This is a genomic window from Synechococcus sp. BO 8801, assembly GCF_002252675.1.
GTDB lineage: Bacteria > Cyanobacteriota > Cyanobacteriia > PCC-6307 > Cyanobiaceae > Cyanobium.
The window spans coordinates 23,249-48,322 of sequence record NZ_NQKY01000013.1; the positions used below are offsets into that span (position 1 = coordinate 23,249).

22 protein-coding genes are annotated in these 25,074 nt (G+C 71.6%); 10 read left to right on the top strand and 12 right to left on the bottom strand.

Annotated elements, in window-relative coordinates:
* The first annotated feature begins 2 nt into the window (after positions 1-2).
* The 6 genes from CJZ86_RS10595 to CJZ86_RS10620 all read left to right on the top strand — a co-directional run bounded on the left by CJZ86_RS10595 (position 3) and on the right by CJZ86_RS10620 (position 5,058).
* Positions 3-332, top strand: a complete 330-nt coding sequence (locus CJZ86_RS10595) for a DUF2605 family protein (protein ID WP_094585914.1) — start codon at positions 3-5, stop codon at positions 330-332.
* Positions 333-452: 120 nt separating this feature from the next.
* Entirely contained in the window at positions 453-1,760 is a 1,308-nt protein-coding gene (gene aroA / locus CJZ86_RS10600; RefSeq protein ID WP_094585915.1) for a 3-phosphoshikimate 1-carboxyvinyltransferase, read from the top strand.
* Positions 1,735-2,661, top strand: a complete 927-nt coding sequence (locus CJZ86_RS10605) for an MnmC family methyltransferase (RefSeq protein ID WP_094585916.1) — start codon at positions 1,735-1,737, stop codon at positions 2,659-2,661. The genes aroA and CJZ86_RS10605 overlap by 26 nt, the downstream gene beginning before the upstream one ends.
* A gap of 29 nt (positions 2,662-2,690) precedes the next feature.
* Positions 2,691-4,067 (top strand): bifunctional UDP-N-acetylglucosamine diphosphorylase/glucosamine-1-phosphate N-acetyltransferase GlmU, encoded by a 1,377-nt coding sequence (gene glmU / locus CJZ86_RS10610; protein WP_094585917.1) that lies wholly within the window; start codon positions 2,691-2,693, stop codon positions 4,065-4,067.
* Between the two features lie 47 nt (positions 4,068-4,114).
* A complete protein-coding gene (locus CJZ86_RS10615; protein ID WP_094585918.1) occupies positions 4,115-4,489 on the top strand; it encodes a VOC family protein in 375 nt (124 codons plus the stop codon).
* The gene (locus tag CJZ86_RS10620) at positions 4,486-5,058 is read left to right on the top strand and encodes a tryptophan-rich sensory protein (RefSeq protein ID WP_094585919.1); all 573 of its coding nucleotides are present in this window, start codon (positions 4,486-4,488) and stop codon (positions 5,056-5,058) included. Before CJZ86_RS10615 ends, CJZ86_RS10620 begins: the two co-directional genes overlap by 4 nt.
* Here CJZ86_RS10620 and CJZ86_RS10625 read toward each other — a convergent pair.
* Positions 5,020-7,212: a dihydrolipoyl dehydrogenase family protein gene (locus CJZ86_RS10625; protein ID WP_198960120.1), complete on the bottom strand. Its 2,193-nt coding sequence runs from the start codon at positions 7,210-7,212 to the stop codon at positions 5,020-5,022. The genes CJZ86_RS10620 and CJZ86_RS10625 overlap by 39 nt on opposite strands.
* Positions 7,209-8,456: an NAD(P)/FAD-dependent oxidoreductase gene (locus CJZ86_RS10630; protein WP_094585920.1), complete on the bottom strand. Its 1,248-nt coding sequence runs from the start codon at positions 8,454-8,456 to the stop codon at positions 7,209-7,211. The genes CJZ86_RS10625 and CJZ86_RS10630 overlap by 4 nt, the downstream gene beginning before the upstream one ends.
* 369 nt (positions 8,457-8,825) lie before the next feature.
* On the opposite strand from CJZ86_RS10630, the gene CJZ86_RS10635 reads away from it, so the two are divergent.
* Complete coding sequence (locus tag CJZ86_RS10635) at positions 8,826-9,338, top strand: hypothetical protein (protein WP_094585921.1); 513 nt, start codon at positions 8,826-8,828, stop codon at positions 9,336-9,338.
* Between the two features lie 66 nt (positions 9,339-9,404).
* Here the strand turns inward: CJZ86_RS10635 and CJZ86_RS10640 are convergent, their stop codons facing one another.
* Complete coding sequence (locus tag CJZ86_RS10640; RefSeq protein WP_094585922.1) at positions 9,405-10,592, bottom strand: FAD/NAD(P)-binding protein; 1,188 nt, start codon at positions 10,590-10,592, stop codon at positions 9,405-9,407.
* A gap of 210 nt (positions 10,593-10,802) precedes the next feature.
* Here CJZ86_RS10640 and CJZ86_RS10645 point away from each other — a divergent pair, with 210 nt between their 5' ends.
* A complete protein-coding gene (locus tag CJZ86_RS10645; protein WP_233133970.1) occupies positions 10,803-11,846 on the top strand; it encodes a formamidase in 1,044 nt (347 codons plus the stop codon).
* Positions 11,847-11,877: 31 nt separating this feature from the next.
* Here CJZ86_RS10645 and CJZ86_RS10650 read toward each other — a convergent pair whose 3' ends face one another.
* From CJZ86_RS10650 to thrS, 5 genes are all read right to left on the bottom strand, one after another.
* The gene (locus tag CJZ86_RS10650; protein ID WP_094585924.1) at positions 11,878-13,989 is read right to left on the bottom strand and encodes a M3 family metallopeptidase; all 2,112 of its coding nucleotides are present in this window, start codon (positions 13,987-13,989) and stop codon (positions 11,878-11,880) included.
* A 61-nt stretch (positions 13,990-14,050) separates the two neighbouring features.
* Positions 14,051-15,643, bottom strand: a complete 1,593-nt coding sequence (locus CJZ86_RS10655) for an NAD(P)H-quinone oxidoreductase subunit 4 (RefSeq protein WP_094585925.1) — start codon at positions 15,641-15,643, stop codon at positions 14,051-14,053.
* 93 nt (positions 15,644-15,736) lie between these two features.
* The gene (gene thrB / locus CJZ86_RS10660) at positions 15,737-16,711 is read right to left on the bottom strand and encodes a homoserine kinase (RefSeq protein WP_094585926.1); all 975 of its coding nucleotides are present in this window, start codon (positions 16,709-16,711) and stop codon (positions 15,737-15,739) included.
* Positions 16,712-16,747: 36 nt separating this feature from the next.
* Positions 16,748-17,779 carry a glucokinase gene (locus tag CJZ86_RS10665; protein ID WP_094585927.1) on the bottom strand — a complete coding sequence of 344 codons (1,032 nt, stop codon included), beginning with the start codon at positions 17,777-17,779 and terminating at the stop codon, positions 16,748-16,750.
* A complete protein-coding gene (thrS, locus tag CJZ86_RS10670; RefSeq protein WP_233133971.1) occupies positions 17,776-19,623 on the bottom strand; it encodes a threonine--tRNA ligase in 1,848 nt (615 codons plus the stop codon). Before thrS ends, CJZ86_RS10665 begins: the two co-directional genes overlap by 4 nt.
* A gap of 131 nt (positions 19,624-19,754) precedes the next feature.
* Between thrS and CJZ86_RS10675 the strand changes: the two genes are divergently transcribed.
* Complete coding sequence (locus tag CJZ86_RS10675; protein WP_233133972.1) at positions 19,755-20,288, top strand: TM2 domain-containing protein; 534 nt, start codon at positions 19,755-19,757, stop codon at positions 20,286-20,288.
* Between the two features lie 6 nt (positions 20,289-20,294).
* Here CJZ86_RS10675 and CJZ86_RS10680 read toward each other — a convergent pair whose 3' ends face one another.
* The 4 genes from CJZ86_RS10680 to CJZ86_RS10695 form a co-directional block, all read right to left on the bottom strand.
* Positions 20,295-20,945: a glycoside hydrolase family 24 protein gene (locus CJZ86_RS10680; protein WP_094585929.1), complete on the bottom strand. Its 651-nt coding sequence runs from the start codon at positions 20,943-20,945 to the stop codon at positions 20,295-20,297.
* A 303-nt stretch (positions 20,946-21,248) separates the two neighbouring features.
* Positions 21,249-22,286: a tryptophan--tRNA ligase gene (trpS, locus tag CJZ86_RS10685; RefSeq protein ID WP_094585930.1), complete on the bottom strand. Its 1,038-nt coding sequence runs from the start codon at positions 22,284-22,286 to the stop codon at positions 21,249-21,251.
* Positions 22,283-22,852 carry a DUF8668 family protein gene (locus CJZ86_RS10690; protein WP_094585931.1) on the bottom strand — a complete coding sequence of 190 codons (570 nt, stop codon included), beginning with the start codon at positions 22,850-22,852 and terminating at the stop codon, positions 22,283-22,285. Before CJZ86_RS10690 ends, trpS begins: the two co-directional genes overlap by 4 nt.
* Before the next feature lie 15 nt (positions 22,853-22,867).
* Positions 22,868-23,452 carry a hypothetical protein gene (locus CJZ86_RS10695; RefSeq protein ID WP_233133973.1) on the bottom strand — a complete coding sequence of 195 codons (585 nt, stop codon included), beginning with the start codon at positions 23,450-23,452 and terminating at the stop codon, positions 22,868-22,870.
* Between the two features lie 138 nt (positions 23,453-23,590).
* Here CJZ86_RS10695 and CJZ86_RS10700 point away from each other — a divergent pair, with 138 nt between their 5' ends.
* Positions 23,591-25,006 (top strand): YcjF family protein, encoded by a 1,416-nt coding sequence (locus tag CJZ86_RS10700; RefSeq protein ID WP_233133974.1) that lies wholly within the window; start codon positions 23,591-23,593, stop codon positions 25,004-25,006.
* The last annotated feature ends 68 nt before the right edge of the window (positions 25,007-25,074 follow it).

A 25,074-nucleotide genomic window follows, 5' to 3' on the forward strand; every position in this document is an offset into this window, starting at 1 on the left:
CGATGGCTCCCGCCCCCTCCCTCCCTGATCCCACCGGCCCCCTGCTGGAGGAGATCCTGGTGCCGCTGCTGCAGGACTACGCCGAGTCCTTCGATCGCGGCCTTCTGCTGCTCGACCACTGCCCGGAGACGGTGCTGTCCCTGGCCGACCAGCACCAGCTGCGGGTGCGGCTCGACGAAGCGCGCCGGTCCCTGGCGGCGGCGCGGGCCCTGCGGGCCGCCGCCCCCAGCCCCATGGGCCTGGCCATGGAGACGATCACCCCCTGGCACCGGCTGGTGGTGGAGGTCTGGAGCCTGTCGGCCAGGCTGCGGGCCGTCGGCATCCGCCCCTGACTGAGGGCCCTGGCTGAGGACCCTGGCCGTGGGCCCTGAACCGGCCGCTCCATAGGATCGCTCCAGTTGGCGCCTCCGCTGTTGTCCTCCTCCGTGAGCGTCGATGTCAGCGCAGCCGCGTTGCCGGAGCAACTGCTTCTGAGCGCCGGCGGCAGCCTGCGGGGCCACGTGACGGTGCCCGGCGACAAATCGATCTCCCACCGCTCGCTCCTGTTCGGGGCCATCGCCGAGGGCACCACCCGCATCGAGGGGCTGCTGCCCGCCGAGGACCCCCTGAGCACCGCCGCCTGCCTGCGGGCCATGGGCGTCACGGTCTCGCCCATCGCTGACGGCCAGGTGGTGACCGTCGAGGGGGTGGGCCTGGACGGGCTGCGGGAGCCCGCCGACGTGCTCGACTGCGGCAATTCCGGCACCACCATGCGGCTGATGCTGGGGTTGCTGGCCGGCCGGGCGGGGCGCCACTTCGTGCTCACAGGCGATGCCTCCCTACGCTCGAGGCCGATGCGCCGGGTGGGAGCCCCCCTGGCCCAGATGGGCGCCCGGATCCAGGGACGCGAGGACGGCAACCTGGCCCCCCTGGCGGTGCTGGGGCAGACCCTGCACGGCAGCGTCATCGGCACGCCGGTGGCCTCGGCCCAGGTCAAGAGCGCCCTGCTCCTGGCCGCCCTGACGGCGAACGGGCCCACCACCGTGATCGAGCCGGCCCCCACCCGCGACCACAGCGAGCGGATGCTTCGGGCCTTCGGCGCCGACCTGGAGGTGGATGGCGACGGGGGACGGTTCATCACCGTGCGACCCGGACCCGCCCTGCAAGGCCAGACCGTGGTGGTGCCCGGCGACATCAGCTCCGCCGCGTTCTGGCTGGTGGCGGCGGCGATCACCCCGGGGGCCGAGCTCACGGTCGAGAACGTGGGGCTCAACCCCAGCCGCACCGGCATTCTCGATGTGCTGGCCGAAATGGGCGCCCGGATCACGGTGCTCAACAGCCGTGACGTGGCCGGCGAGCCGGTGGGGGATCTGCACGTCCAGCACGGTCCGCTGCGGGCCTTCCGCATCGAAGAGCCGATGATCCCCCGCCTGGTGGATGAGATCCCCGTGCTGGCGGTGGCGGCCTGCTGTGCCGAAGGGGTGAGCCGCATCAGCGGCGCGGCGGAACTGCGGGTGAAGGAGACCGACCGCCTGGCGGTGATGGCCCGCCAGCTGACGGCGATGGGGGCCCGGCTCGAGGAGCACGCCGATGGCCTCAGCATCGAAGGCCCCACGCCGCTGCACGGGGCGGAGGTGGACAGCGAGACGGATCACCGGGTGGCGATGAGCCTGGCGGTGGCCTCCCTGGTGGCCCGGGGCGACACCCGCCTGGGGCGGGCGGAGGCGGCCGCCGTCTCCTACCCCGGCTTCTGGGATGACCTGGCCCGCCTGCGGCACTGAGTCGGCAGAGCCGGAACCGGGTCCCGAGCTGCTGCCCCGGCGGGGGCGCGACGGCAGCTTCAGTCTCTACAGCCGCGGCTGCGACGAGGGCTTCCACAGTGCCGCCGGCGCCCTGCGCGAGGCCAACGAGAAGTTCGTGGTCCCGGCGGCGCTGGAGCGCTTCGCCCCGGGCCGGGAGCTGGTGGTGGCGGAGGTGGCCGTCGGCACCGGCACCAACACCGCCGCCCTGCTCGCCGCCGCCACCGCCGCCGGCCTGGAACTGGACTGGTGGGGCCTGGACCTGGACCAGCGGCCCCTGGCCCTGGCCCTGGCGGACGCCGGCTTCCGGGGCCAGTGGCCCGCCGCGGTGATCGGCCGGCTGGAGGAGCTCAGCGGCGGCGACCGCCTGCGGCTTGGCGATGCCCGCCACCGGCTGCCGGAGCTGCTGGACACGCTGGCGGGTCGCTGCGACCTGGTGCTGCTGGATGCCTTCTCCCCGCTGCGCTGCCCCCAGCTCTGGAGCGTGGAGTTCCTGGGGCGGCTGGTGCGACTGCTGCGGCCCGACGGCCGGCTGCTCACCTACAGCTCCGCAGCGGCGGTGCGCCGCACTCTGCAGGATCTGGGCCTGCAGCTGGGAGCGATCCGGCCGCCCGCCGACGAGCCGGAACGCTGGAGCGCCGGGACGGCGGCCAGCTTCACGCCCGTGCCCGCCCATCCATCCCTGCGCCCCCTGGAGCCGTTCGAACGGGAGCACCTGGCCAGCCGCGCCGGCGTGCCCTACCGGGACCCCACCACCACCGACACCGCCGCCGCGATCCTGGAGCGGCGCCGCCGGGAGCAGGAGCGGAGCGACGCCCCTCCGGCCCGGCTGCCGCGACGCCAGGGCCCCGGCGGACTGGGCCACGCCGAAGGGCACCGGTAGATTCCGGCGCAGTCACCCCGCCGCCGCCGATGCTCGCCGTTGCCGTTCTGGCCGCCGGGAAAGGGACCCGCATGAAGAGTGCCCTGCCGAAGGTGCTCCAGCCCCTGGCCGGCGCCACCCTGGTGGAGCGGGTGCTGGGCAGCTGCCACCGGCTCGCCCCCGACCGCCAGCTGCTGGTGGTGGGGCACCAGGCCGATCGGGTGGAGCGCACCCTCGCCGGCATCGAGGGCCTGGAGTTCGTGCTGCAACAGCCCCAGAACGGCACAGGCCATGCGGTGCAGCAGCTGCTCGGGCCACTGGAAGGCTTCGAGGGCGAGCTGCTGGTGCTCAACGGCGACGTGCCGCTGCTGCGGCCGGAGACCCTGGAATCCCTGCTCTCCACCCACCGGACCAGTGGCGCCGCCGTGACCCTGCTCACCGCCCGGCTGGCGGACCCCAGCGGCTACGGCCGGGTCTTCGCCGACGCGGCGGGCCAGGTGAGCGGCATCGTGGAGCATCGCGACTGCAATGCCGAGCAGCTCGCCAACACCCTCACCAATGCGGGGATCTACTGCTTCGACTGGGCCCGGCTGGCCACCGTGCTGCCCAGCCTGAGCACCGACAACGACCAGGGCGAGCTCTATCTCACGGACACCGTGGCCCTGCTGCGGCCAGCCATGCACATGGAGGTGGGTGACCCGGACGAGGTGGCCGGCATCAACGACCGCCAGCAGCTGGCCCACTGCGAGGCGGCGCTGCAGGACCGGCTGCGCCGCCACTGGATGGCGGAGGGGGTGAGCTTCACCGATCCCGCCAGCTGCACCCTGTCCGAGCACACCCGCTTCGGCCGCGACGTGCTGGTGGAGCCCCAGTGCCACTTCCGTGGGGCCAGCAGCATCGGCGACGGCTGCCGCATCGGCCCCGGCTGCCTGATCGAGAACAGCCAGCTGGGCTCCGGGGTGGAGGTGATCCATTCGGTGCTGCGCGACAGCCACGTGGAACCCGGCTGCGCGATCGGCCCCTTCGCCCAGCTGCGGGCCGGCAGCCACCTGGGCGCCGACTGCCGCATCGGCAACTTCGTGGAGGTGAAGAACAGCCGGCTGGGGGAGGGCTGCAAGGCCAACCACCTCAGCTACCTGGGCGATGCCGACCTGGGCACCGAAGTGAATATCGGGGCCGGCACGATCACCGCCAACTTCGACGGGGTGCGCAAGCACCGCACCGTGATCGGCAGCGGCAGCAAGACCGGGGCCAATTCGGTGCTGGTGGCGCCGATCACCCTCGGGGCGGGGGTGACGGTGGGGGCCGGCTCCACCCTCACCAAGGACGTGCCCGCCGGGGCCCTGGCCCTGGGCCGGGCCCGCCAGCTGGTGAAGGAGAACTGGACCCCGCTGGCGCCGCGCCAGCAGCAGGGCGTGGCGGGCTGAATCGAAAATTTCAGGCCTAATCTTGGCCCCAGAATCACCTCGCAGCCATGGCCGTCAACCCCGTCATCTGGTTCGAGCTCTACGTCGACGACATGGCCCGGGCCCGGGCCTTCTACGAAGCCGTGTTCGAGGTCACCCTGGAATCCATGGGTGATACGGGCATGGAGTACTACGCCTTCCCGATGCAGGACGACAAGGTGGGGGCCGGCGGGGCCCTGGCCAAGATGGAGGGCATGGCCCCGGGCGGTGGTGGTGGCACCTTGATCTATTTCCACTGCGACGACTGCGCCGTGGAGGAGAGCCGGGTGGCGGGCGCCGGCGGCACCGTGATCAAGCCGAAGATGTCGATCGGCGCCTACGGCTTCATGAGCCTGGTGCTCGACACCGAAGGCAACACGATCGGGCTCCACTCCCAGGCGTGAGCGCCTCGGCCCCGGCACCACGCTTCCGCTGGTGGCACGGCGCCGCGATCCTGTTGGCCGCCAATGCCGTCAGTTTCTGGCCAGCGGGCGTGCTGGGTGACGCCGCCTTCTACACCAGCTTCCGCCTGCCCCCCTACGCCCCGCCCGACTGGCTGTTCGCGCCCCTGTGGCTGGTGCTGAACATCACCTCCCTGGTGGCCCTGGCGCGGGTGGCCAACCTCCATCCGGAGGACGGTGCCGGCCGGCTCCAGGGGGACACGGCCGGCCGGCGCCGGGGGCTGGTGCTGGTCTCGGAAGCGGTGGGCTGGCTGCTGTTCGCCGTGTTCACCACGTTCTTCTTCTGGCTGCACAGCCCGGTGCTGGCGGCCGCGGACACGGTGGCGGGCCTGCTGGTGGCGGTGGTGAGCGTGGCGGCGGCGGCCAGCCTGGATCGCCCCGCCGCCGGACTGATCGGCCTGCGGCTGCTGTGGCTGCTGCTGGCCAGTGCCGTGGCGGTGAGCGTGGCCCTGCACAACCCCGACCCGTTCCTGTCAGCCGCCCCGGCGCCAGGTGTGGAAGCGCTCCAGTAGGGCCAGGGTGCGCTGGGGGGCGTGGGCCTTCTTCCAGCTCCCGGCGACGTACTTGTTGGCTTCGGCCAGGGTGGGATAGGCGTGCATCGTGCCCAGCACCTTGCCCAGGCCGAGGTTCCAGCGCATCGCCAGCACGAATTCGGCCAGCAGCTCCCCGGCCTGCTCCGCCACGATCGTCACCCCCAGGATCCGGTCCCTGCCGGGCACGGTGAGCACTTTCACGAAGCCGGTCTCGGCCGATTCGACGATGGCCCGATCCAGCTCGGCCAGGGGGAATCGGGTGACCTCGAAGGCCACCCCCCGGGCTGTGGCCTCGGTTTCGTTGAGCCCCACCCGGGCCACCTCCGGGTCGGTGAAGGTGGTGCGCGGGATGACGCGGCCGTCGACGGCGAAGCGCACCGGATCGAACAACCCGTTCACGGCCGCATACCAGGCCTGATGGGCCGCCGTGTGGGTGAACTGCCAGGGACCGGCGGCGTCGCCGGCGGCATGGATGTTGGGGTAGAGGGTCTGGAGATAGGCGTCGGTGTCGATGGTGCGGCCAGTGGGGATGCCCAGGGCCTCGAGGCCGTGGCCCTCCAGCCGGGCCTGGCGGCCCACGGCGCAGAGCAGCTCGTCCGCCTCGAGCAGCAGGGAGGCGCCGCCCACTGCCACCTGCACCTGCACGCCACCGGAGGCGCCGGGCCCCACCCGCTCCACCCGGCAACCGGTGTGGACCCGCACGCCGTGTCGCTCCAGCACCTCGCGCAGCAGCGCCCCAACCTCGGGATCCTCCCGGGGCAGCAGGCGGTCGTTGCGCTGCAGCAAGGTCACCGGCAGCCCCAGCTGGGCCAGGGCCTGGGCCAGTTCGCAGCCCACCGGGCCGCCCCCCAGCACCACCAGGCTGGGTTTCTGGGAGGGGTGCCCGGCCAGGGCGTCCCAGAGGGTCTCGCTGGTGAGCACCCGCACGGTGTCGATGCCGGGCAGGGCCGGGATCACCGGCGCGGCGCCGGTGGCCAGCACGATGGCGCGGGCCGTGAGCACGGTCTCGCTGCCATCGGCGGCGGTGATCGCCACCGCCCAGGGGCTGATCAGGCGGGCCTGGCCAAGGCGCACGTCCACCCCGAGGGCGGTGTAGCGCTCGACGCTGTCGTGGGGGGCAACGGCCGCCACCTTCTGGCGCACCCGCTCCAGCACCCGGCGCAGCTCCACCCGGGGCTCCTGGGGGGTCAGGCCATAGCGGTCGGCGTGGCGCAAGCGGGCGGCGAGGCGGGCGGAGCTGATCAGGGCCTTACTGGGCACGCAACCGGTGTTGAGGCAGTCCCCGCCCATGCGGTCCCGCTCCACCAGGGTCACCTTCGCCCGCACGGTGGCGGCGATGTAGGCGGTGACCAGGCCCGCCGCACCGGCACCGATCACGATCAGGTTGCGGTCGAAGTGGCGGGGGCGGGGCCAGGGGCGGTAGAGGCGCCAGAGACGCCAGCGACCCAGCAGCAGCTTCACGATCCAGGGCAGCAGTCCCAGCAGGGCGAAGGAGGCCAGCAGGGCCGGCGAGAGGAGGCCGCCCAGGCTGGTGAGCTGGCCCAGCTGGGTGCCGGCATTCACGTACACGAGGGTGGCCGGCAGCATGCCCAGCTGGGAGACGAGCGCGAAGGGCAGCAGGGGCATGGGGGTGAGGCCCATCAGCAGATTGACGAGCACAAAGGGAACCACCGGCACCAGCCGCAGGCTGAGCAGATAGGCGGTGCCGTCGCGGCGGACGCCCTCCTCGATCGGCCCCAGGCGCTGGCCGAACCGGCGCCGCACCGGCTCCCGCAGCAGGGTGCGGGCCAGCAGGCAGGCCGCCGTGGCCCCCAGGGTGGAGCCGATCGACACCAGCACCGTGCCCTGGAGCAGGCCGAAGATGGCGCCCCCCGCCAGGGTGAGCACGGTGGCGCCGGGCAGGGACAGCCCCGTCACCAGCACGTAGACGGCCACGAAGGCGACGGCGCTGGCCAGCGGAGCGGCCTGACGCCAGGCCAGCAGCTGCTCGCGGGAGGCCTGCAGCGCGGCGAGATCCAGCCGGTGCTGCCAGCCCTGGCTGAAGAAGAAGCCCACCCCAGCCAGCAACAGGGCGATCGCCAGGAGGCGCCCTATGGGTGCGCCGGTGGGCTTCTCCTTGGCTGGGGAGCTCATGGCTGGCCCTCTTGGGGCTCTAACGGTGGTGGGCGCTGGATCACCGGCGCCGCGGCGGCCAGGATCGCGGCCCGGTCGCCGTTCAGGGGGGGATAGATGCGCTGGCCGTTGATCAGCCGCTTGGTGCGCTTGGCCGCCTCCCCTGTCGCGACGACCCGGCGCTCCCAGCCTTCGGTGTAGAGGGCCCCCCAGGGACCCAGATCGAGGATGGTGGTGTACCAGTCGATCCGCAGCGGCAACAGCGGCAGCCCCAGCAGATCGCAGACCGCGTTGTGGCCGGCGAACCGGCCCATGGGACGGCCGTGCTGACAGGACATGACCGTGGTGTGGCCGTCCTCCAGGGCGAGGCGTGCGCTGTCGCCGGCGGCGAACACGCCGCTCAGCCCCTCGACCCGCAGATCGGCATTGACCGGCAGCCGGCCAAGGGCATCGGTGGGCACACCACAGACGGCGGTGAGCGGACTGGCGCGCATGCCGGCACACCAGACCACCGTCCGGGTGGCGATGACCTCGCCGGAATCGAAGCGGATCTCCGACCCATCGAGGCCGTCCACCCGCACACCGAGGCGGCACTCCACCCCCAGGGCCGCCAGGGCCTCCTCGATCACGGGCCGCGCCCCATCCCCCATGTCGGAGCCCACCCGGGGGTTGTGGTCCACCAGCACCACCCGCCCCGGCCCCGCCAGGCCGGCACGCTCCCGGACGGCCTGGAGCCGGGCCGGCAGCTCGCAGGCGGTCTCGATCCCCGTCAGACCCGCGCCCACCACCACGGCCGTGAACCGACCGGGGCCGTCGGAGTGCTCCGCCAGGGCCTCCAGGTGCCCCGCCAGCCGGGAAGCGCCGCCGTAGGTGTCGACATCGAAGCCATGGGTGGCCAGGCCGGGGACCTGGGGCCGGCGCAGCTCACTGCCGAGGGCGAAGACCAGCCGGTCGTAGGCCAGCACCTGCGGACCGGCCGCGGTGTGCACGGCCACCGTCCGGCCCGTCGGATCGATGTCGCCGACCTCCCCCTCCAGCCAGCGGACGCCGGCGGGCGCGAGCACCGTCTCCAGGGGCACCCTCAGGGGCGCCAGATCGGGCTCGTAGTTGCGCACGCGGATGGCGTGGAAGGCGTCGCGGTTGACGAGCAGCACCTCAACGGCGGCGGGGCCGAGGCCGAGCCGATCGAGCTGGCGGGCGGCGGCCAGGGCACTCCAGAGCCCGGCAAAGCCACCTCCGAGCACCAGGATCCTCTGGGCTCCCATCAGGTCGTTCCGGCAAGGGGCGCAGGCGTCACCGGGAGCGGATCAACCGGAGCTCAGGCTATCGAGGGCCCGGGCCTGAAGGCGGGCGGCAAGAGACGTCTCCCGGGCGACCTGCCTCTGGTTTTGGCCCAGGCCGGAGGGTTGCCGCCCGGGTGCCGGGACGGTCGGGGGCTGCCGCTCCGTGGAGCCGGGGTAATGAGGGACTGGAAAGAGATGGAAATGAGTCGCGAAATAATGAGGAGAGAAGGTAGCGCTCCTGCTGGAGATGTCAGGGGATGGTTTCCGTCTTCACCGGATCATTTAAGGTGCATAGGTTGAACAGGCTCAAACGAGAAGGACAGGAAATTGAAGACACACTTTATCGTCACGATGCAGAATTTACGTCGACATCTGCATCGCTTTTTCAGTATCGGAACGGCATGGATCGTTGCGGCCGGGCTTCTTTTTCTCGCCCCCGTCTTCAACCCAGCTTCCGCCCTTGCCGATGACACGGGCAACTGGTATCTGGATGACGGCTCGGGGCACCAGCTGGGGGCCGTCCTGTTCGAGCGCTCGGACATCAACGCACCCTCCGGTCTGCGGCTGCGGCTGAACGCGGAAACGGCCGGGCTGAAGCTGGATCACGTCCGTCCCATGGTGATGAGCGACGGCGGCCAACAGGCCTGGAGCCTCGACAACCGCAGCCAGGAACTTCTGGGCGCCGCCAACGGGGCCATCCCGGTGGGCTCCTCCCAGTACGACGCCGGCTGCCTCGATCCGATCCCTGCCGACGGCATGGCGATGCGGATCACCGTGCCCAGCTCCGCCGGTGACCTGACCTTCGCCCTGGCCCCCGGCCAGGTCCAGACCATCCACTCCCTGTCGCAAGCCTGCGCCAACTAGGACCCCGGCGGTCCCACGGCTCTCTGCCCCGGTTCCCCTGCGAAGGGGGCCCGGGGTACGGCCTGTTCAGGACTTGAGGGCGGCGCGGCAGATGCGGTGCGCCGCTTCCCGCCCCCCGAACAGGTTGCGGGCCGCGGGTCCCAGCTGCAGCGCGGAGAGTCCCCCCATCACGTGCACCCGGGTACCGGGCCAGCGCAGGTCGCCGCTGAGCACGGGCCAGTCCTCGACCAGCGCCAGGGGACGCTGTTGCTGCAGCTGGCGCAGCAACGGGTGGTGGCTCACCCCCAGGCTGTGGCCGGTGGCCAGCCAGAGGCGGTCGGCCCGGTGCTGGCTGCCATCGCGGCAGTGCAGTTGCCACTGGCCCTGGCGCCAACGGGCCGAGGCGATCTGACAGCCCTCGTTCAGCTGCAGCGCTCCGGCGGCCTGCGCCTGTTGCAGCCGGCAGGCCAGCTCGGGGGTGATCGAGCCGCCGTCGCGGGCCGCCAGAACCTGCTGACGGCGGCGGTGCCAGCAGGGTTCCGCCCGGAAGTCCTTGAGATACCGGGGCCCCAGCCAGCCCGGGTCGGCATCGAAGGGCTTGCGGCGCAGCATCCTCCGGCAGAACAGGCTGACCCGGGCGTCCCGCCGGATGGCCCCCAGGGCCAGATGGGCGCTGGTCAGGCCGCCGCCGACGATCACCAGATGCTGGCCCGCCAGACCCCGGCAGGCGCCGAGGTCGAGGCTCTGGCTGTGCTGCAGGGCGTCGGCCGGGTAGGGGCCCTCGATGGCCCTGACCCAGTCCGGCAGCACCGGCGCCTCGGCCCCTGTGGCGATGACCAGCCGCTGGGGGGCCAGAACCGAACCATCGCTCAGATCCAGCTCCAGGGCGTCGTCCCCGCCGGGAGCGAGCCGGATCCGCTCGACCGCCACGGCCTGCACCCGGTCAGCCAGCTGGAAGTCGGCCACGACGCTGCGGCAGAAATCGGCGAACAGCTCCGTGTGGGGAAGGCCGTAGGGACCCTCAAGCTCAGCCCCGCGCTGGCGCTCCTGGGCGAAACGGCGCAGGGCGTGGGGATTGGGATGGGGATGGTGGGGGGAGGGGGAGCGCAGCCATGGAATCTCGTAGCGGCGCATCTGGGTGTTCCAGCGCTCCAGCCAGGTGCCACTGGGGTCGAGCACCCGCAGCCGTCGGCGCCACTGGGGCCGCTTCTGCAGCAGCAGACAGCAGAGGGTGAGGGCCTGGGGACCGGACCCGGCGACCACCAGCTCAGCCACGGCGGTCGCGGGCGGCCCGCGCCAGCGGAGACAGGGGCCCCGGCGGGGAGGTCAGGCGGTGACGGGGAATGGTGGGATGGCACGGAATGACAACCATTCTCACACCCTTGCTCCCCGTGACGCCCCGCCCGGCGCGTCAGGCAGGGGCACAGGCGCGAATTCGGTGGCCGAGGCGACAGCTTCGGTGCGTAAGCGGCCTCAAGAATGAGAATGACTTTCATTCTTGACTTCATGGGCAGCACCGGCAGCGTCAGCGCCTGGGAAGAGGCTCTCCTCGTGGCGATGATCCAGTACCCCGTCCCCGTGATCAAAAGCCCCGCGGACATCCAGACCCAGGTGGATCAGATCTGCAAGGCGGTCGCCACCACCAAGGCCGGCTACCCCGATCTCGACCTGGTCGTGTTCCCTGAGTACTCCACCCAGGGACTGAACACCGCCATCTGGACCTACGACGAGATGCTGCTGCGCATCGACTCCCCCGAAATCGACCGCTTCCGCGAGGCCTGCCGGAACAACGACGTCTGGGGGGTCTTCTCGCTGATGGAGCAGAACGACGACCCCAGCCTGCCGCCCTTCAACACGGGCATCATCATCAATTCCCAGGGTGAGATTGCCCTGCACTACCGCAAACTGCAGCCCTGGGTGCCGATCGAACCCTGGTCGCCGGGCAACTACGGCATGCCGGTCTGCGAGGGCCCCAAGGGTTCCAGGCTGGCGGTCTGCATCTGCCATGACGGCATGTTCCCCGAACTGGCGCGGGAGGCCGCCTACAAGGGGGCCAATGTCTACATCCGCATCTCCGGCTATTCCACCCAGGTCAACGACCAGTGGATCTGGACCAACCGCACCAACGCCTGGCAGAACCTGATGTACACCATCTCGGTCAATCTGGCCGGGTATGACGGCGTCTTTTACTACTTCGGGGAAGGCACCGTCTGCAATTACGACGGCAACGTGCTGCAACAGGGCCACAGAAACCCGTGGGAGATCGTCACCGCCGAGCTGTTCCCCCGCCTGGTGGACAAGGCACGGGAGAACTGGGCTCTGGAGAACAACATCTTCAACCTGGGCTGCCGCGCCTATGTGGGCAAACCCGGTGGGGAGAAGGAGAACTACCTCACCTGGGTCAGGGATCTGGCCAACGGCTGCTACAAGCTCCCCTGGGACGAGAAGATCAGGATCCGGGACGGCTGGAAGTACTACCCGGAGGGCGTCAAGCTGGGGCCCATCAGCCAGGCCGGTCTGCCCGGCTGACGCGGCCCCGGTCGGCCATGGCGGAGGAGCCTCAGCCCCCTGCCGCCACCAGCCCCGAGTGCCGGATCAGGGCCTCCGGGCTGGGGGGCCGGCCCCGGAAGGTCTCGAACACCTCGCCGGGGTGGCGGCTGCCGCCGAGGCTGAGCACCGTCTCGCGGAAGCGGCGGCCGGTGGCCTGGATCGCCGCCTCGTTCTCCAGCCCCACCTCCTCGAAGGCGCTGAAGGCATCGGCGCTGAGCACCTCGGCCCACTTGTAGGAGTAGTAGCCGGCGGAATAGCCGCCGGCGAAGATGTGGCCGAAGGAGCAGAGGAAGGCGTCCTCCTCGATCGGCTCCAGCACCGTGGTGGTGACGGCGATCTCCCGGCGCAGCTGCTCCGGGGTCCGGCCGCACTCCGGCGTCCACTGGCTGTGGAGCCGCAGGTCGGTGAGGGCGAAGTGCACCTGGCGCAGGGTGGCGGCACCGCCCATGAAGGTGCGGGCGGCCTGGAGCTTGGCGAACTCCGCCTCCGGCAGCGGTTCGCCGCTCTGCCAGTGGCGGGCCATGCCCATCAGGGTGGCGTGGTCGTAGCACCAGTTCTCCATGAACTGGCTGGGCAGTTCCACCGCATCCCATTCCACGTTGTTGATGCCGGCCGCCTGGGGGCGCTCCACCGTCGTGAGCATGTGCTGGAGGCCATGGCCGAACTCGTGGAATAGGGTCTCCACCTCCTCGAAGGTCATCAGGCTGGGGGTCTCACCCACCGGCGGGCTCTGGTTGCAGACCAGATAGGCCACGGGCAGCACGGGCGCACCGGCGGCGTCCACCGAGCGCACCAGGCATTCATCCATCCAGGCGCCGCCGCGCTTGCTGCCGGGGCGGCTGTAGGGATCCAGGTAGAAGGCCGCTAGGGGCTCGCCGCTGCCGGCGTCATCGACGCGGAAGAAGCGCACGTCCGGATGCCAGACGGGCGCCTCCCCATCGGCGGGGTGGATGCGGATGCCGAACAGGCGGTCGCAGAGCCCGAACAGCCCATCGAGCACCCGGGGCAGGGGGAACCAGGGCCGCAGGGCCTCGCTGTCGAGATCGAAGGCCTCCTGGCGCCGCACCTCCGCCCAGAAACTGACATCCCAGGGCTTGAGATCCGCCGCCTCGGCCGCCCCCTCGCGGGCCGCACAGGCGCGCAACGCCTCCAGTTCCTGGAGGGCCACCGGATAGGCGGCGGTGCGCAGGTCCTCCAGCAGGGCCTCCACGTCCGCCACCGAACCCGCCATCTTCGCGGCCAGGCTCACTTCGGCCCAGGACCCGTAGCCCAGGCGCTGGGCCTGCTCCCGCCGCAGGGTGAGGATCCGCTCGATCGCCGGCCAGTTGCCGTCGGTCTTGCCCGAAGCCCGGCTCACGTGGGCCTTGTAGGCGATCTCCCGCAGGTCGCGGCGACGGCTGTACTTCAGGAACGGGCCGAAGCGGGGCATGTCGAGCCCCAGCAGCCAGGGGCCCTCGGCCGCCGTGGCCTCGCCATCGCCGGCGTCGCGGGCGGCCTGGGCCAGCTGCTCCTTGAGGCTCTCGGGCAACCCCTCCACCTCGGCCGGATCGCTGAGCCGCAGGGTCCAGGCGTTGGTGGCATCGAGCACCCGGTTGCCGAACGCGGTGGCCAGCTCCGCCAGCTCCTGGCTGGCGGCGTTGAAGGCCTCCTGGGCCTCGCCCTCCAGGCCCACGCCCCGCAGCTCCATGTCGCGCAGTTCCGCCGTCAGGATGCGCTCCTGGGTGGGATCGAGTCCGCCCTGGGCCTGGAGGCTGCGCAGCGCCTCGAACAGCACCCGGCTCTGGCCGGCCCGGTTGCCGAAGGCCACCACCGCCGCCTGCTGGCTGGCATGGGCCTCCCGCAGTTCCGGGCTGTTGCAGACGCCGTTGAGGTGGCTGACCACCCCCCAGCTCCAGCGCAGCCGCTCCCCGAGCCGGTGCAGGGGATCCATCACCTCCGCCCAGGCCAGGTTCCGGCCCGCCGCCGCCGCCGCCAGATCCGCCTCCAGCCGATCGAGCTCCGCCTGGAGCGTGCTCAGCAGCGCCGGGATGTGGGCCACCACCTGGTCGGGGGTGATGGCCTCGAAGCGGGGCAGGCCCTCGCCGGCCAGCAGGGCGGGGGGGCTCTGGAGGGTGGTGGTCATCGCCGGGCTGCCGCTTCGATGGAAGACCCCATTTCAGCCCACCCGGGCGCCGGACGGCGGCTCAGCCCAGGGCGGCCATCCGTCCCATGGCCACGGCGCCATGGCTGGCCAATTCGGCCGCCAGGCCGTTGGTGCTGGCTTCGTAGAGATCGATCGCCACCCGCGGCCAGAAGCCGATCACCAGGGTGGGCACCAGCAGGGTGAGACCGATCAGCAGCTCCCGGGGCTTCATGTCACCCACCACCGCCAGGGCCGGGATCCTTGGACCGAAGAACACCCGGCGGCAGAGGGACAGCAGATAGACCGGGGTGAGCACCAGGCCGATGGCGGCCAGCACGATGGTGATCACCCGGAAGCCGACCGTGAAGCCGTCGTAGGAGGTGACCCCGAGGAACACGGTGATCTCACTGATGAAGCCGCTCATCCCGGGCAGGGCCAGGGAGGCCATGGAGCTGGCCAGGAAGAAGGCGAAGGTGATCGGCAGCACCTTGGCCAGACCGCCCATGTTGGGGATCGAGAGGGTCTCGGTGCGCTCGTAGAAGACGCCGGTGACGAAGAACATCGCCGCGGCGATGAGCCCGTGGCTGATCATCTGCAGCATGGCGCCGCTCATCCCCAGGGCATCGACGGCGCCGATGCCCAGCAGCACGAAGCCCATGTGGCTGACGGAACTGCAGGCGATGCGGCGCTTGACGTTGTCCTGGGCGAAGGCGTTGAGGGCCCCGTAGATGATGTTGATGATCCCCAGAACGATCAGGGCCGGGGCCAGCCGCAGGTGCACCTCCGGCAGCATCTGGACGTTGAAACGCAGCAGGGCGTAGCCCCCCATCTTGAGCAGCACCCCCGCCAGCAGCATCGACACCGGCGCATTCGCCTCGCCGTGGGCATCGGGCAGCCAGGTGTGCAGCGGGAACATCGGCAGCTTGACCCCGAAACCGACCAGGAAGCCCAGGTAACAGAGCAGGCCGAAGGTTCCGCCGGGGGAACGGGCCGCCAGTTCGCTGAGGTTGAGGGTGAAGGTGTCGCCGGAGAGGGCCAGCGCCAGGCCGCTGATCAGGATCAGCAGGGAGGCGGTGGCCGTGTAGAGGATGAACTTGGTGGCGGCGTACTGGCGCTGCTTGCCGCCCCAGATGGCGATCAGCAGGTAGACGGGCACCAGCTCCAGTTCCCAGGCCAGGAAGAACAGCAGGAAGTCCTGGGAGAGGAACACCAGGCTCTGGGCCGTGGCCTGCACGAGAAGCAGGGCGAAGTAGAGGCGGGTCTTGAGGCGGATGTTCCAGCTGGCCGCCACCGAGAGCAGGGTGACCAGGCCGCTGAGCACCACCAGGGGGGCGGAGAGACCATCGGCGGCGAGGGACCATTCCAGGCCGAGGGCCGGCACCCAGGCCACGCGCTCCACCAGCTGCAGGCCGCCGAGGCTGGCGTCGTAATGGCGGGCGAAGACCCAGAGAATCAGGGCCAGATCCACGCCGAGCACCCCCAGGGCCAGGGTGCGGGGAAGGCGGGGGTCGCTGCCGTCACCGGGCAGCAGGGGCATCACCAGGGCGGCGGTGGCGGGCAGCAGCACGATCAGGCTGAGCCACGGAAAACCCGCCTCGGTGAGTCCGGAAGGTAGGGAAGAGGACGCGAGCGAAAGAGGCAGGCTGGCGTCCATCACTGTGGGGTGCTCCAGGCAGGAAGTATGACGGCAGACGCTGCCGCTTCGGGACGATGTCCCCGGGCGGCAGAGCCTATCAACTGGGTAGTTCTACTCACCGAGAACGGTCTGTGGGTGGCTCCCCTCCGGCAGGGTGGCCCAGGTGCTGCCGCCCTCCTGGAGTCCCAGCACGGCGCTGTGGCTGCTCACCCCTTCCCCCAGCCAGGCGTGGGTCATGGCCTCCCCCACCGCCGCCGCCCGCTCCTCCGGGGCCAGGGCCAGCAGACTGGGCCCGGCGCCGCTGATCACGCAGCCCCAGGCCCCGGCCTCCATGGCGGCCTCCCGCACGGCCCTCCCCCCCTGGATCAGTCCCCAGCGGTAGGGCTCGTGGATGCGGTCGTGCATGCCATCGGCGATCAGATCGCCGTTGCCCGTGCGCAGCCCCTGCAGCAGCAGGGTGAGGGCCCCCAGGTTCATCACGGCGTCGCTGATCGGGATGCTGCGCGGCATGGCGCGGCGCGCCTCGCTCGTGCTCAGCCGGATGGTGGGGATGGCCACCACGGCCTTCACGGCCGGGTTCCACTCGCAGCGCACCACCCGCCAGCGGTGGGAGGCGGCCCGCGCCGTCAGGCACAGCCCGCCGAGCAGGGAGGGAACCACGTTGTCGGGATGGCCCTCGATGTCGATGGCCAGTTCCAGCAGCTTCTCGCGGCTGAGGGGCTCCCCCACCAGGGCATTGGCGCCGATCAGGCCCGCCACGATGGCGGTGGCGCTGCTGCCCAGACCCCGGGCGGGGGGCACCGCCAGCTGCACCCGCGCCTCCAGGGCCACCGCCTCCACCCCCACCTCGCGCCAGACCCGCTGGGCCGAGCGGTAGACGAGGTTGTCGGGGCCGCCGCGCAGGTGGGCCCCCTCGGGACCCTCAATGATCAGCTCGAACCGCTCACCACCCCCCTCGATCACCCGCAGCTCGAAGCGGTTGCCGAGATCCAGGGCGGCGCCGAGGCAATCGAAACCCGGGCCGATGTTGGCGGTGGTGGCGGGTACCGCCACCACCACCCCCTGGCCGATCTGGGGCCGGACCATAAACAACCTGTCGTTGGGCTCAGTGTTGCAGCCGACTCAGCCCAGCAGCATCCGGGCCCGGCAGGCGGCGCTGAAGGTGCCGACCCCAGGATCCACCACGGCGGTGATGGGCATCGGCTCCAGGGTGGAGCGCAGCCGGCCCTTGTTCAGAAACGGGCCCTGGAAGGCTTCGGAGCGCAAGCCGTCCAGCAGCTTGGCGGCCGTGCCCCCCGCCAGCCAGAGTCCGCCGCGGCTCAGACAGGCCAGGGCGAGATCGCCGCAGACACTGCCATAGGCACCCAGCCAGAGCTCCAGGGCCCGAGCCGCCAGGGGATCCCTGGCGGCGGCGGCGAGGGCCACCGCCGCCGGCAGGTCGGCCCGGTCCGGCCCATCGCCGGCCTCGCTCCAGAGCCGGGCAGGGCCGCTGAGGGGGTGGTCGCCGCCGGGGTGGTGCCGGTCGAGCAGCCAGCGGGCCACGTGCCCCAGACCGGTGCCGCTCACCACCCGCTCGATCGAGATCCGCTCCAGGGCCAGATCGGCCCTGAGCCACTGCTTCAGGTCCCATTCCGCCGCGGAACGGGGGGCGAACTCCCCGTGGGCCGCTTCGCTGGGGATGGCCCGCAGGCCCGCGGCGGTGGGCAGGCCCATGGCCACCCCCAGGCCGGTGCCGGCCCCCAGCACCAGCAGAGGCGCCTGGGGATCCCGCTGGCCCTCGCGCACGGGAGCCGTCTGGGCCGCATCGAGATGGGGCAGGCCGTAGATCAGCACGGCGAAATCGTTGACCAGCTCCACCAGCGGCAGCCCGCAGCTGCGGGCCAGGCCGGCGCTGTCGAGCACCCAGGGAAGGTTGGTGAGCCGGGCCCGCCCCCCCTCCACCGGACCGGCCACCGCGAAGCAGGCGGCGGCCGGAACACCGCCGGCCACCGGCCCGGCGACGGCCAGGAAGTGGCGCACCATCGGGGCCAGGTCCTGCCAGTCCGCCGAGGCGAACCGCTCCTCCAGCACCAGCTCGGGCCGCTCCCCACCTGGCCGCCAGAGGCTGAGCAGGGTCTTGGTGCCACCGATGTCGCCCGCCAGCAGGAGGCTCATGCCAGGGCCAGGGTGGCCAGCCGGCCAGCGTTGGCCGTGGCGGCGGCGGCCACCAGGGCGTCCGCGGCCACGCTGCCCAGATCCCCCTGGCGGCGGCTGCGCAGGCTGACCGTGCGGGTTTCGGCTTCCCGGGCACCGATCACCCCCAGCACCGGGATCTTCATCTGCTCGCCGTTGCGGATCAGCTTGCCGAGCCGATCCCCGCTGTGGTCGATGCCGGCGCGGATGCCGGAGGCCGCCAGCAGGCCCCGGAGTTCTTCGGCCCAGGGGAGGGCCTCATCGGTGACGGGCAGCAGCCGCACCTGCTCGGGGGCGAGCCAGAAGGGGAAATCGCCGGCGTAGTTCTCCACCATCACGCCGAAGAAGCGCTCCAGGGAGCCGAAGATGGCGCGGTGGATCATGATCGGCCGGCAGCGGCTGCCGTCGGCGGCCACGTAGTTCAGATCGAAGCGTTCCGGCAGGTTGAAATCGAGCTGGATCGTGGAGCACTGCCACAGCCGGCCGATCGCATCCTCGATCTTGAGGTCGATCTTCGGCCCGTAGAAGGCGCCGCCCCCCTCGTCCACCTTGTAGGCCCAGCCCTTGCGCTCCAGGGCCTCCACCAGGCCGGCGGTGGCGAGCTCCCACACCGCGTCCTCGCCGATCGACTTCTCGGGGCGGGTGGAGAGATGGATCTCGTAACTGCGGAAATCGAAGGTGGAGAGGATGCGCTCGGTGAGGTTGAGCACCCGCAGGATCTCATCGGAGATCTGCTCCGGCAGGCAGAAGACGTGGGCGTCGTCCTGGGTGAAGCCGCGCACCCGCATCAGCCCGTGCATCACCCCGGGCCGCTCGTAGCGGTAGACGGTGCCGAGCTCGGCCCAGCGGATCGGCAGCTCCCGGTAGGAGCGCAGCCGGCTGGCGAAGGTGAGCACGTGGAACGGGCAGTTCATCGGCTTGAGCTGGTACTGCCGCTCGTCCACCGCCATGGGCCCGAACATGCTCTCGCTGTAGAAGTCGAGGTGGCCCGAGGTCTTCCAGAGGCTCAGGTCGGCCACGTGGGGGGTGTAGAGGAGCTCGTAGCCGTCCTCGAAGTGGGCCGCGCGCCAGAAGTCCTCGATCAGCAGCCGCATGCGGGCACCGCGGGGGTGCCAGAACACCAGACCGGCGCCGGCCTCCTCCTCGATCGAGAACAGGTCCAGGTCGGTGCCCAGCCGTCGGTGGTCACGGCGCAGGGCCTCCTCCTTGCGCCGCTTGTGCTCCGCCAGCTGCTCGGGCGTTTCCCAGGCGGTGCCGTAGATGCGCTGCAGCTGGGCGCGCTTCTCATCACCCCGCCAGTAGGCCCCGGCCACGCTTTCGAGGGCGAAGGCCTTGGGGTTGAGCTCGCCGGTGTTGGCCACATGGGGACCGGCGCAGAGGTCCCACCACTGGTCGCCCAGGGTGTAGAGGGTGATCGGCTCGCTGAGCCCCTCCAGGATCTCCAGCTTGTAGGGCTCGTTCTGGGCCCGGATCCGCCGCTCCGCCTCCTCGCGGCTGACTTCGATGCGCTCCAGGGGAAGCTTGCGGGCAATGATCTTGCCCATCTCCTTCTGGATGGCCTTGAGATCAGCCTCGGTGAAGGGGTCCGGGTTGTCGAAGTCGTAGTAGAAGCCGCTCTCGGTCCAGGGACCGATGGTGACCTGGGCCCCTGGGAAGAGCTTCTGCACCGCCATGGCGAGCACGTGGCTCATCGAATGGCGGATGCGCAGCAGCTGGGGGCTTTCGCTCGTCTTCGGCAGCACGATGGCGGCAGCCTCGGTGGCGACACCACTGGAGGCGGCGGGGCTGGAGGCCGGTGGCACCGGTGAAGGGGGCGCGGACGTCATGGAGGCAACCTGTTGAAGGCATGGTATCCAGGCCCACCGATGGCCCCCCGGCCAGCGCCGGTACCGGGGGTCGGTACCGGGGGCCGGTGCGACCGTCGATCGGCCCTAAGTTGGAGGGGCTGAGCACTCTGATGGCCGCCCGACCCACGCCAGGACCCGTCCAGAGCGCAGTGCAGCGGCCAGCTCCCGTTGTCCCGGAGGGATCGGGGCTGAACCGGGCGGCCGAACGGCGCAGCGTCGCCCTCAGCTACCTGCTGTGGTGCACCTGCCTGGTGGGGCTGTGCGGCCTGCCGCGCTTCTACAACCGCAAGCCCCTGAGCGGCACCCTCTGGCTGCTCACCTTCGGCCTCTGCGGCATCGGCCAGCTGCTGGATCTGGTGCTGCTGCCCGACATGGTGCGCCAGGCCAACCAGTCGCTGCTGCTGGAGGAGGCCCTGGCGGGCCGCGAGACGGCGTCCTACCCGCCGATCGAACGCCAGCTGCTCCAGCTCGCCCGCCGCACCGGCAAGGCCGGCTTCACCCTCAACGACGCCCTGCTGGAGCTCCAGCTGCCCCCCCAGGCCAACAGCAGTGTGGTCAGCGCCGAGATCGAGCGGCTGCTGCTCAACCACCTGCTGGACGTGGGCAACGACGAACGGGGCCGGGTGGTCTACCGGGAACCGTGAGGCCGATCAGGCACTGGTGAGGCGCCGCTGCCGCTCCAGTTCCCGGTCGTAGAAGCGTTGCAGCTCGGTGCGGCACTTCACCGGCTGGCCGTAGTGGCTGTCGCCCGCCAGGTTCGGCAGGGAGGCCCATTCCGGTGCCAGCCGTGCCAGCATCTCGGGCGTCAGGCCCTGGCGGTCGAAGCTCCCCAGGGCACCGCGCTGCTGGATCAGATGCAGGGCGGCCTGGTCCTGGCTGGCGGGGCCGAAGTCCCGGAGTCCGAGGCGTTCAGCCGCCCGATCCCAGGTGGTGGGCAGGAACTGGTAGGCACCGGCGGCGGCACTGGCATAGCCGCGCCGCACCACGGTGTCGGGGTGACGGCTGAGGTCGCCGAAGCGGTCCCCGCCGAAGAGCACCCGGTAGCCGTCGTCGCTGCCGCCCAGCCAGGTGCCTTCGGCGTAGCGGATCGTGTTGAGCAGGGCGCGCCGCTCGGGGGTGATCCCGTAGGGGCCGGGGGCGCTCGCCACCACCGGCCGGGCGGCGGGCTGGGGGGCGGGACGGACCACCTGTGGGGGGACGGGGGCGGCCGGGCGTTGCACCATCGGCAGCATCAGGAGCAGCACCAGGGTGAGGGGGCCACGCTGGAGCGGCTTCGGCGGCGACGGGAGGGGGCGACGCAAGGGCAAGCGGTCGTCAGGGATCCATGACCCTGCTCAGGCCCGGGCCCTGGACGCGAGACCCCGTCGCCCGTACTGGACAGACCGGGGCCCGGTGTGCTTGCGAACCCCCTCCAGAAGGCGGGCTTTCAGGAAATATTCAGTCGGGAGCAGGGGGGCGCGGGAAACCGGCGGCCGCTGACCGCCCCCACCGGGCAACAGGCAGGTGCCGGTACACCCACAGCAAACGATCAGCTGTCGTGATCAATACATAACGATTGATTCACGCTTTTACCGGGCCCCTTGCCGCCAGAACCGCCCCCCGGTTCAATCCTGAGCCAGGAAACCGAGGGCGCTGCGGACCCGCTGCAGGGTCGCAGCGGCCACGCCCGAAGCCCGCTCCCGCCCGTCCCTGAGCACCGACTCGAGGTGGCCAGGGTCGCTGCGCAACTCCGTGTAGCGCTGCTGCAGGGGCCGCAGGGCCTCCACCGCGGCATCCGCCAGCAGGGGTTTGAAGGCCCCCCAGCCCATGGCGGCGCAGTCCGCCGCCGCCCGCTCGCGGCCCACGCCGGAGAGCAGGGCATAGAGGCTGAGCAGGTTGTCGGCCTCCGGCCGCTCCGGGTTGCCGAACTCCAGGCCCATGACCGGGTCGGTCTTGGCCCGCTTGATCTTGCGGGTGATGAGCTCGGGCGGGTCCAGCAGGGTGATGCGGGAGCCCTCGTTGGGGTCGCTCTTGCTCATCTTGCTGCTGCCGTCGGTGAGGCTCATCACCCGGGCCCCCTCCTTCAGGATCAGGGGCTCGGGCACCTTGAGGACGGGGTGCTCAGGATCCGGGGCGTAGCGGGCGTTGATGCGCTGCTGGGCGATGTCGCGGGCCAGCTCCAGGTGCTGCTTCTGGTCTTCCCCCACCGGCACCCGATCGGCGTCATAGAGAAGGATGTCCGCGGCCATCAGCACCGGGTAATCCAGCAGGCCAGCCGAGACGTTGTCGCCCTGCTTGAGCGCCTTCTCCTTGAACTGGATCATGCGCTCCAGCCAGTTGAGCGGCGTGACGCAGTTGAGCAGCCAGCAGAGCTCGCTGTGCTGGCTGACGTGGCTCTGAACGAACACCGTCGAACGCTGCGGATCGATGCCGCAGGCCAGGTACAGGGCCGCCGTGGTGAGGGTGTCCTCGGCCAGGCGCTTCGGATCGTGGGGCACGGTGATCGCGTGCAGGTCGACCACGCAGAAGAAGGTCTCGTGGCTGTCCTGCAGGGCCACCCAGTTGCGGATCGCCCCCAGCCAGTTGCCCAGGTGCAGGGCCCCGGTGGGCTGCACGCCGGACAGCACCCGGGGCCGCGCCGTCCTGGCGCCGGTGTCGCTCACGCTTCCGGAGTGGCGTCGCCCTCGGTGTCGGCGGAGGCCGTCGCCCCCTCAGCCGCCTCAGGGGCGGCCTCCGCGGCCTCGGCGGAATCAACGTCCTGGGCTTCAGCCTCGGCCTCGGCCTCCGGCGCTTCAGCCGGGGCTTCGGCTTCGATCACCGCCACCGGGGCAGCGGGCCGGCTGGGCCGGGCGAAGGGGTCGATCCGGGCACCGCCGTGGCCGCCACGGCCCACCTGGCGGGGCTGGCCATCGCCACCGCCCCGTCGGGGCTCACCCCCCCGGGGAGCGGGGACGCGGGATCCCGCCTGGGCCCGGTGCTCGGCCACCAGGGCCTCGAGCTGTCCCTTCTCCAGCTGGTCGGCGAGGGTGCGGAGGGCAAAACCCAGCACCGCGACGGTGGAGCGCAGGCCGAAGGCCTCCTGCAGGGCGCGGGCGGCCTGCATCTCGTTGTCGCTGAGGCGGATGCGGAAGCCGCCGGGCTCCCGGTTCGGCCCCGAACGGCCGCCCCGCTCGGGGGCATCCCCGCGGCCGGAGCCCACGGGATGAGGGGTGTTGGTGTCGTCCGCCATGGCCGCAGCCCGCAATCAGGGGCAAGTGTCGCGCATCGACGTCCGGCCGGCGGCGACGTCAGGACCCAGCCACAGCAGCCGGTGCCTGCCCAGGCGGGCGCTGCCGTCCCGCCGGGCCAGCACCAGCAGCGGCACGGGCCGGGGCCCGCCGGCGGCGAAGCGCAGCCGGTACTGCTGGAGCAGGTCCAGGTAGGTCTCGAGCGTCCAGCCCTGGGTGCCCCGCTCCTGGGCGGCCCAGAACTTCCGCAGCGCCTCCCGGCAGGCCTCCGCCCCGAAGTCCTCCCAGCAGAGCCGCTCGGCCTCCCAGGCCGGACGACCGGCGGCCACCAGCTCCCGGTAGCGCCGCAGCTCGGGGGCCTCCTGGCTGCAGTCCGGCGGCAGGCGGCTGGCCAGGTGTTCCACCGGGACCCGGCTCAGGCGCAGCCAGCAGCGCTCCAGCAGCAGCACCGGCAGGCCGCCGTGCCAGTGGTCGCTGCCCTCCAGTTCCTCCAGGGCGCGACGCAGCTCCTCCAGGTGGGGGTCCAGCAGGAACAGGCCGTCCAGCGTCGCAGCCGGGCCGGACGTCACAGCCTTGCCGTAACGGGCATCGGAAGACGGCACGGAGGGGACCCGGACGACAGAACGAATAATGCTGGGTCCAGCAGGGATCTGCAGGGACGGTGTCTTAAGGGAGGTGGACGCGGGGGTGTGAGCCCCGTCACTTCTGAGCTAGAGAGGCATCGCCGCCGGTACCCACCCGTGACGCCACCGGACCCCCTGCGCCCCGCCGCCCTGGCCTCCCTGCTGCCCGCCGGCTGGGGCAGGCAGGCCCTGTTGCTGGCCGGGGGGGTGATCGGGGGCGAACTGCTGCTGCGGGCGTTGCCCGGCGAAGGACTGGGTCTGGTGGGGATCGCCGGGGTGGCGGCGGGCTGGTGGTGGCTGGGCCGGCGGCCCGCCCGCCTGGCACCGCCCCGCTTGCCCGCCAGCTTCGACGCCTGGGTGCGGCGCTGCGAGGAGCTGCTGCTCCAGTTCGAGCATCTGAAGGGGGAGACGGCCGAGGGAGAGCCGGGCGAAGGCCAGATCCAGCGCCGCGCCGGCCTTGCCGCCCTGAGGGAGGAGGGGGCCCGGCCCGGTCTCCAGCTCGCCCTGGTGGGCTCCGTCGCTCCCGACGCCTCCTGGGCCCCTGCGCTGCAGCAGGCCCTGCGCGGCCGGCTGGCCCTGAGCCTGCGGTGGGGTGAGGCCCTGCCGGCGGTGAGCCGGGAGCGCCAGTGGCCGGAGGGCTTCGCCGCCGCCGATGTGGTGCTGTTCCACCTGGTGACCCCCCTGCGGGCCGCCGATCTGCGCTGGCTGGAGGCGGTGCCCAAGGTCCAGCCCCTGTGGCTGCTGGTGCAACCGGAGGCCCCCTGCGATCCGGCCGACCTGGCGGCCGAACTGGCCTCCCAGTGGCCCGGCGCCGCCGCTGACCGGCTGCTGCCGTGGGACGGCTGCCCCGAAGCCCTGACCGCCAGCCTGCAGCCCCTGGCCCGCTGGCTGGCGGCCGAGGGAGCGTCCCTGCGCCGGGCCACGCCCCTGCGGCGCATCGAGGCCCTGCACCGGTGCTGGCAGGCCGATCTGGAACGGCTGCGGCGGCAACGGCTGGTCCAGCTGCAGCAGCGCACCCAGTGGATCGTGGCGGCCGGCGTGTTCGCCGCGCCCCTGCCCTCCCTCGATCTGCTGGTGCTGGCGGCGGCCAACGGCCTGATGCTGCAGGAGATGGCCCGTCTCTGGGGCTGCCCCTGGAGCACCGAACAGCTCAAGGCCGCCGCGGTGGAACTGGGCAAGGCCTCCCTGCTGCTGGGGGTGGTGGAGTGGAGCAGCCAGGCCCTGATCGCCGCCGCGCGCCTCCACGGCGCCACCTGGCTGGTGGGCGGGGCGGTCCAGGCCCTGAGCGCGGCCTACCTGACCCGGGTGGTGAGCCATGCCATGGCCGATGTGCTGGCCCTCTCCGTCGGCGTCGAGGCTCCGGACCTCGAGCGGATCAAGCGGGAAGCCCCCCTGCTGGTGGCGCGGGCGGCCGAGGCGGAGAAGCTCGACTGGTCCGGTTTCCTGCAGCAGGCTCGGACCTGGATCAGCCAGCAGCTGACAACACCATCCCCGTCATCACTGGCCGCGCCATCCCTGCCGCCCGCGGTGTGACGCTGTTTTCATGACGTGCTTTCATGAAGTCTCTTCATGAATATTCATTGCGTATCGACCCGATTGCC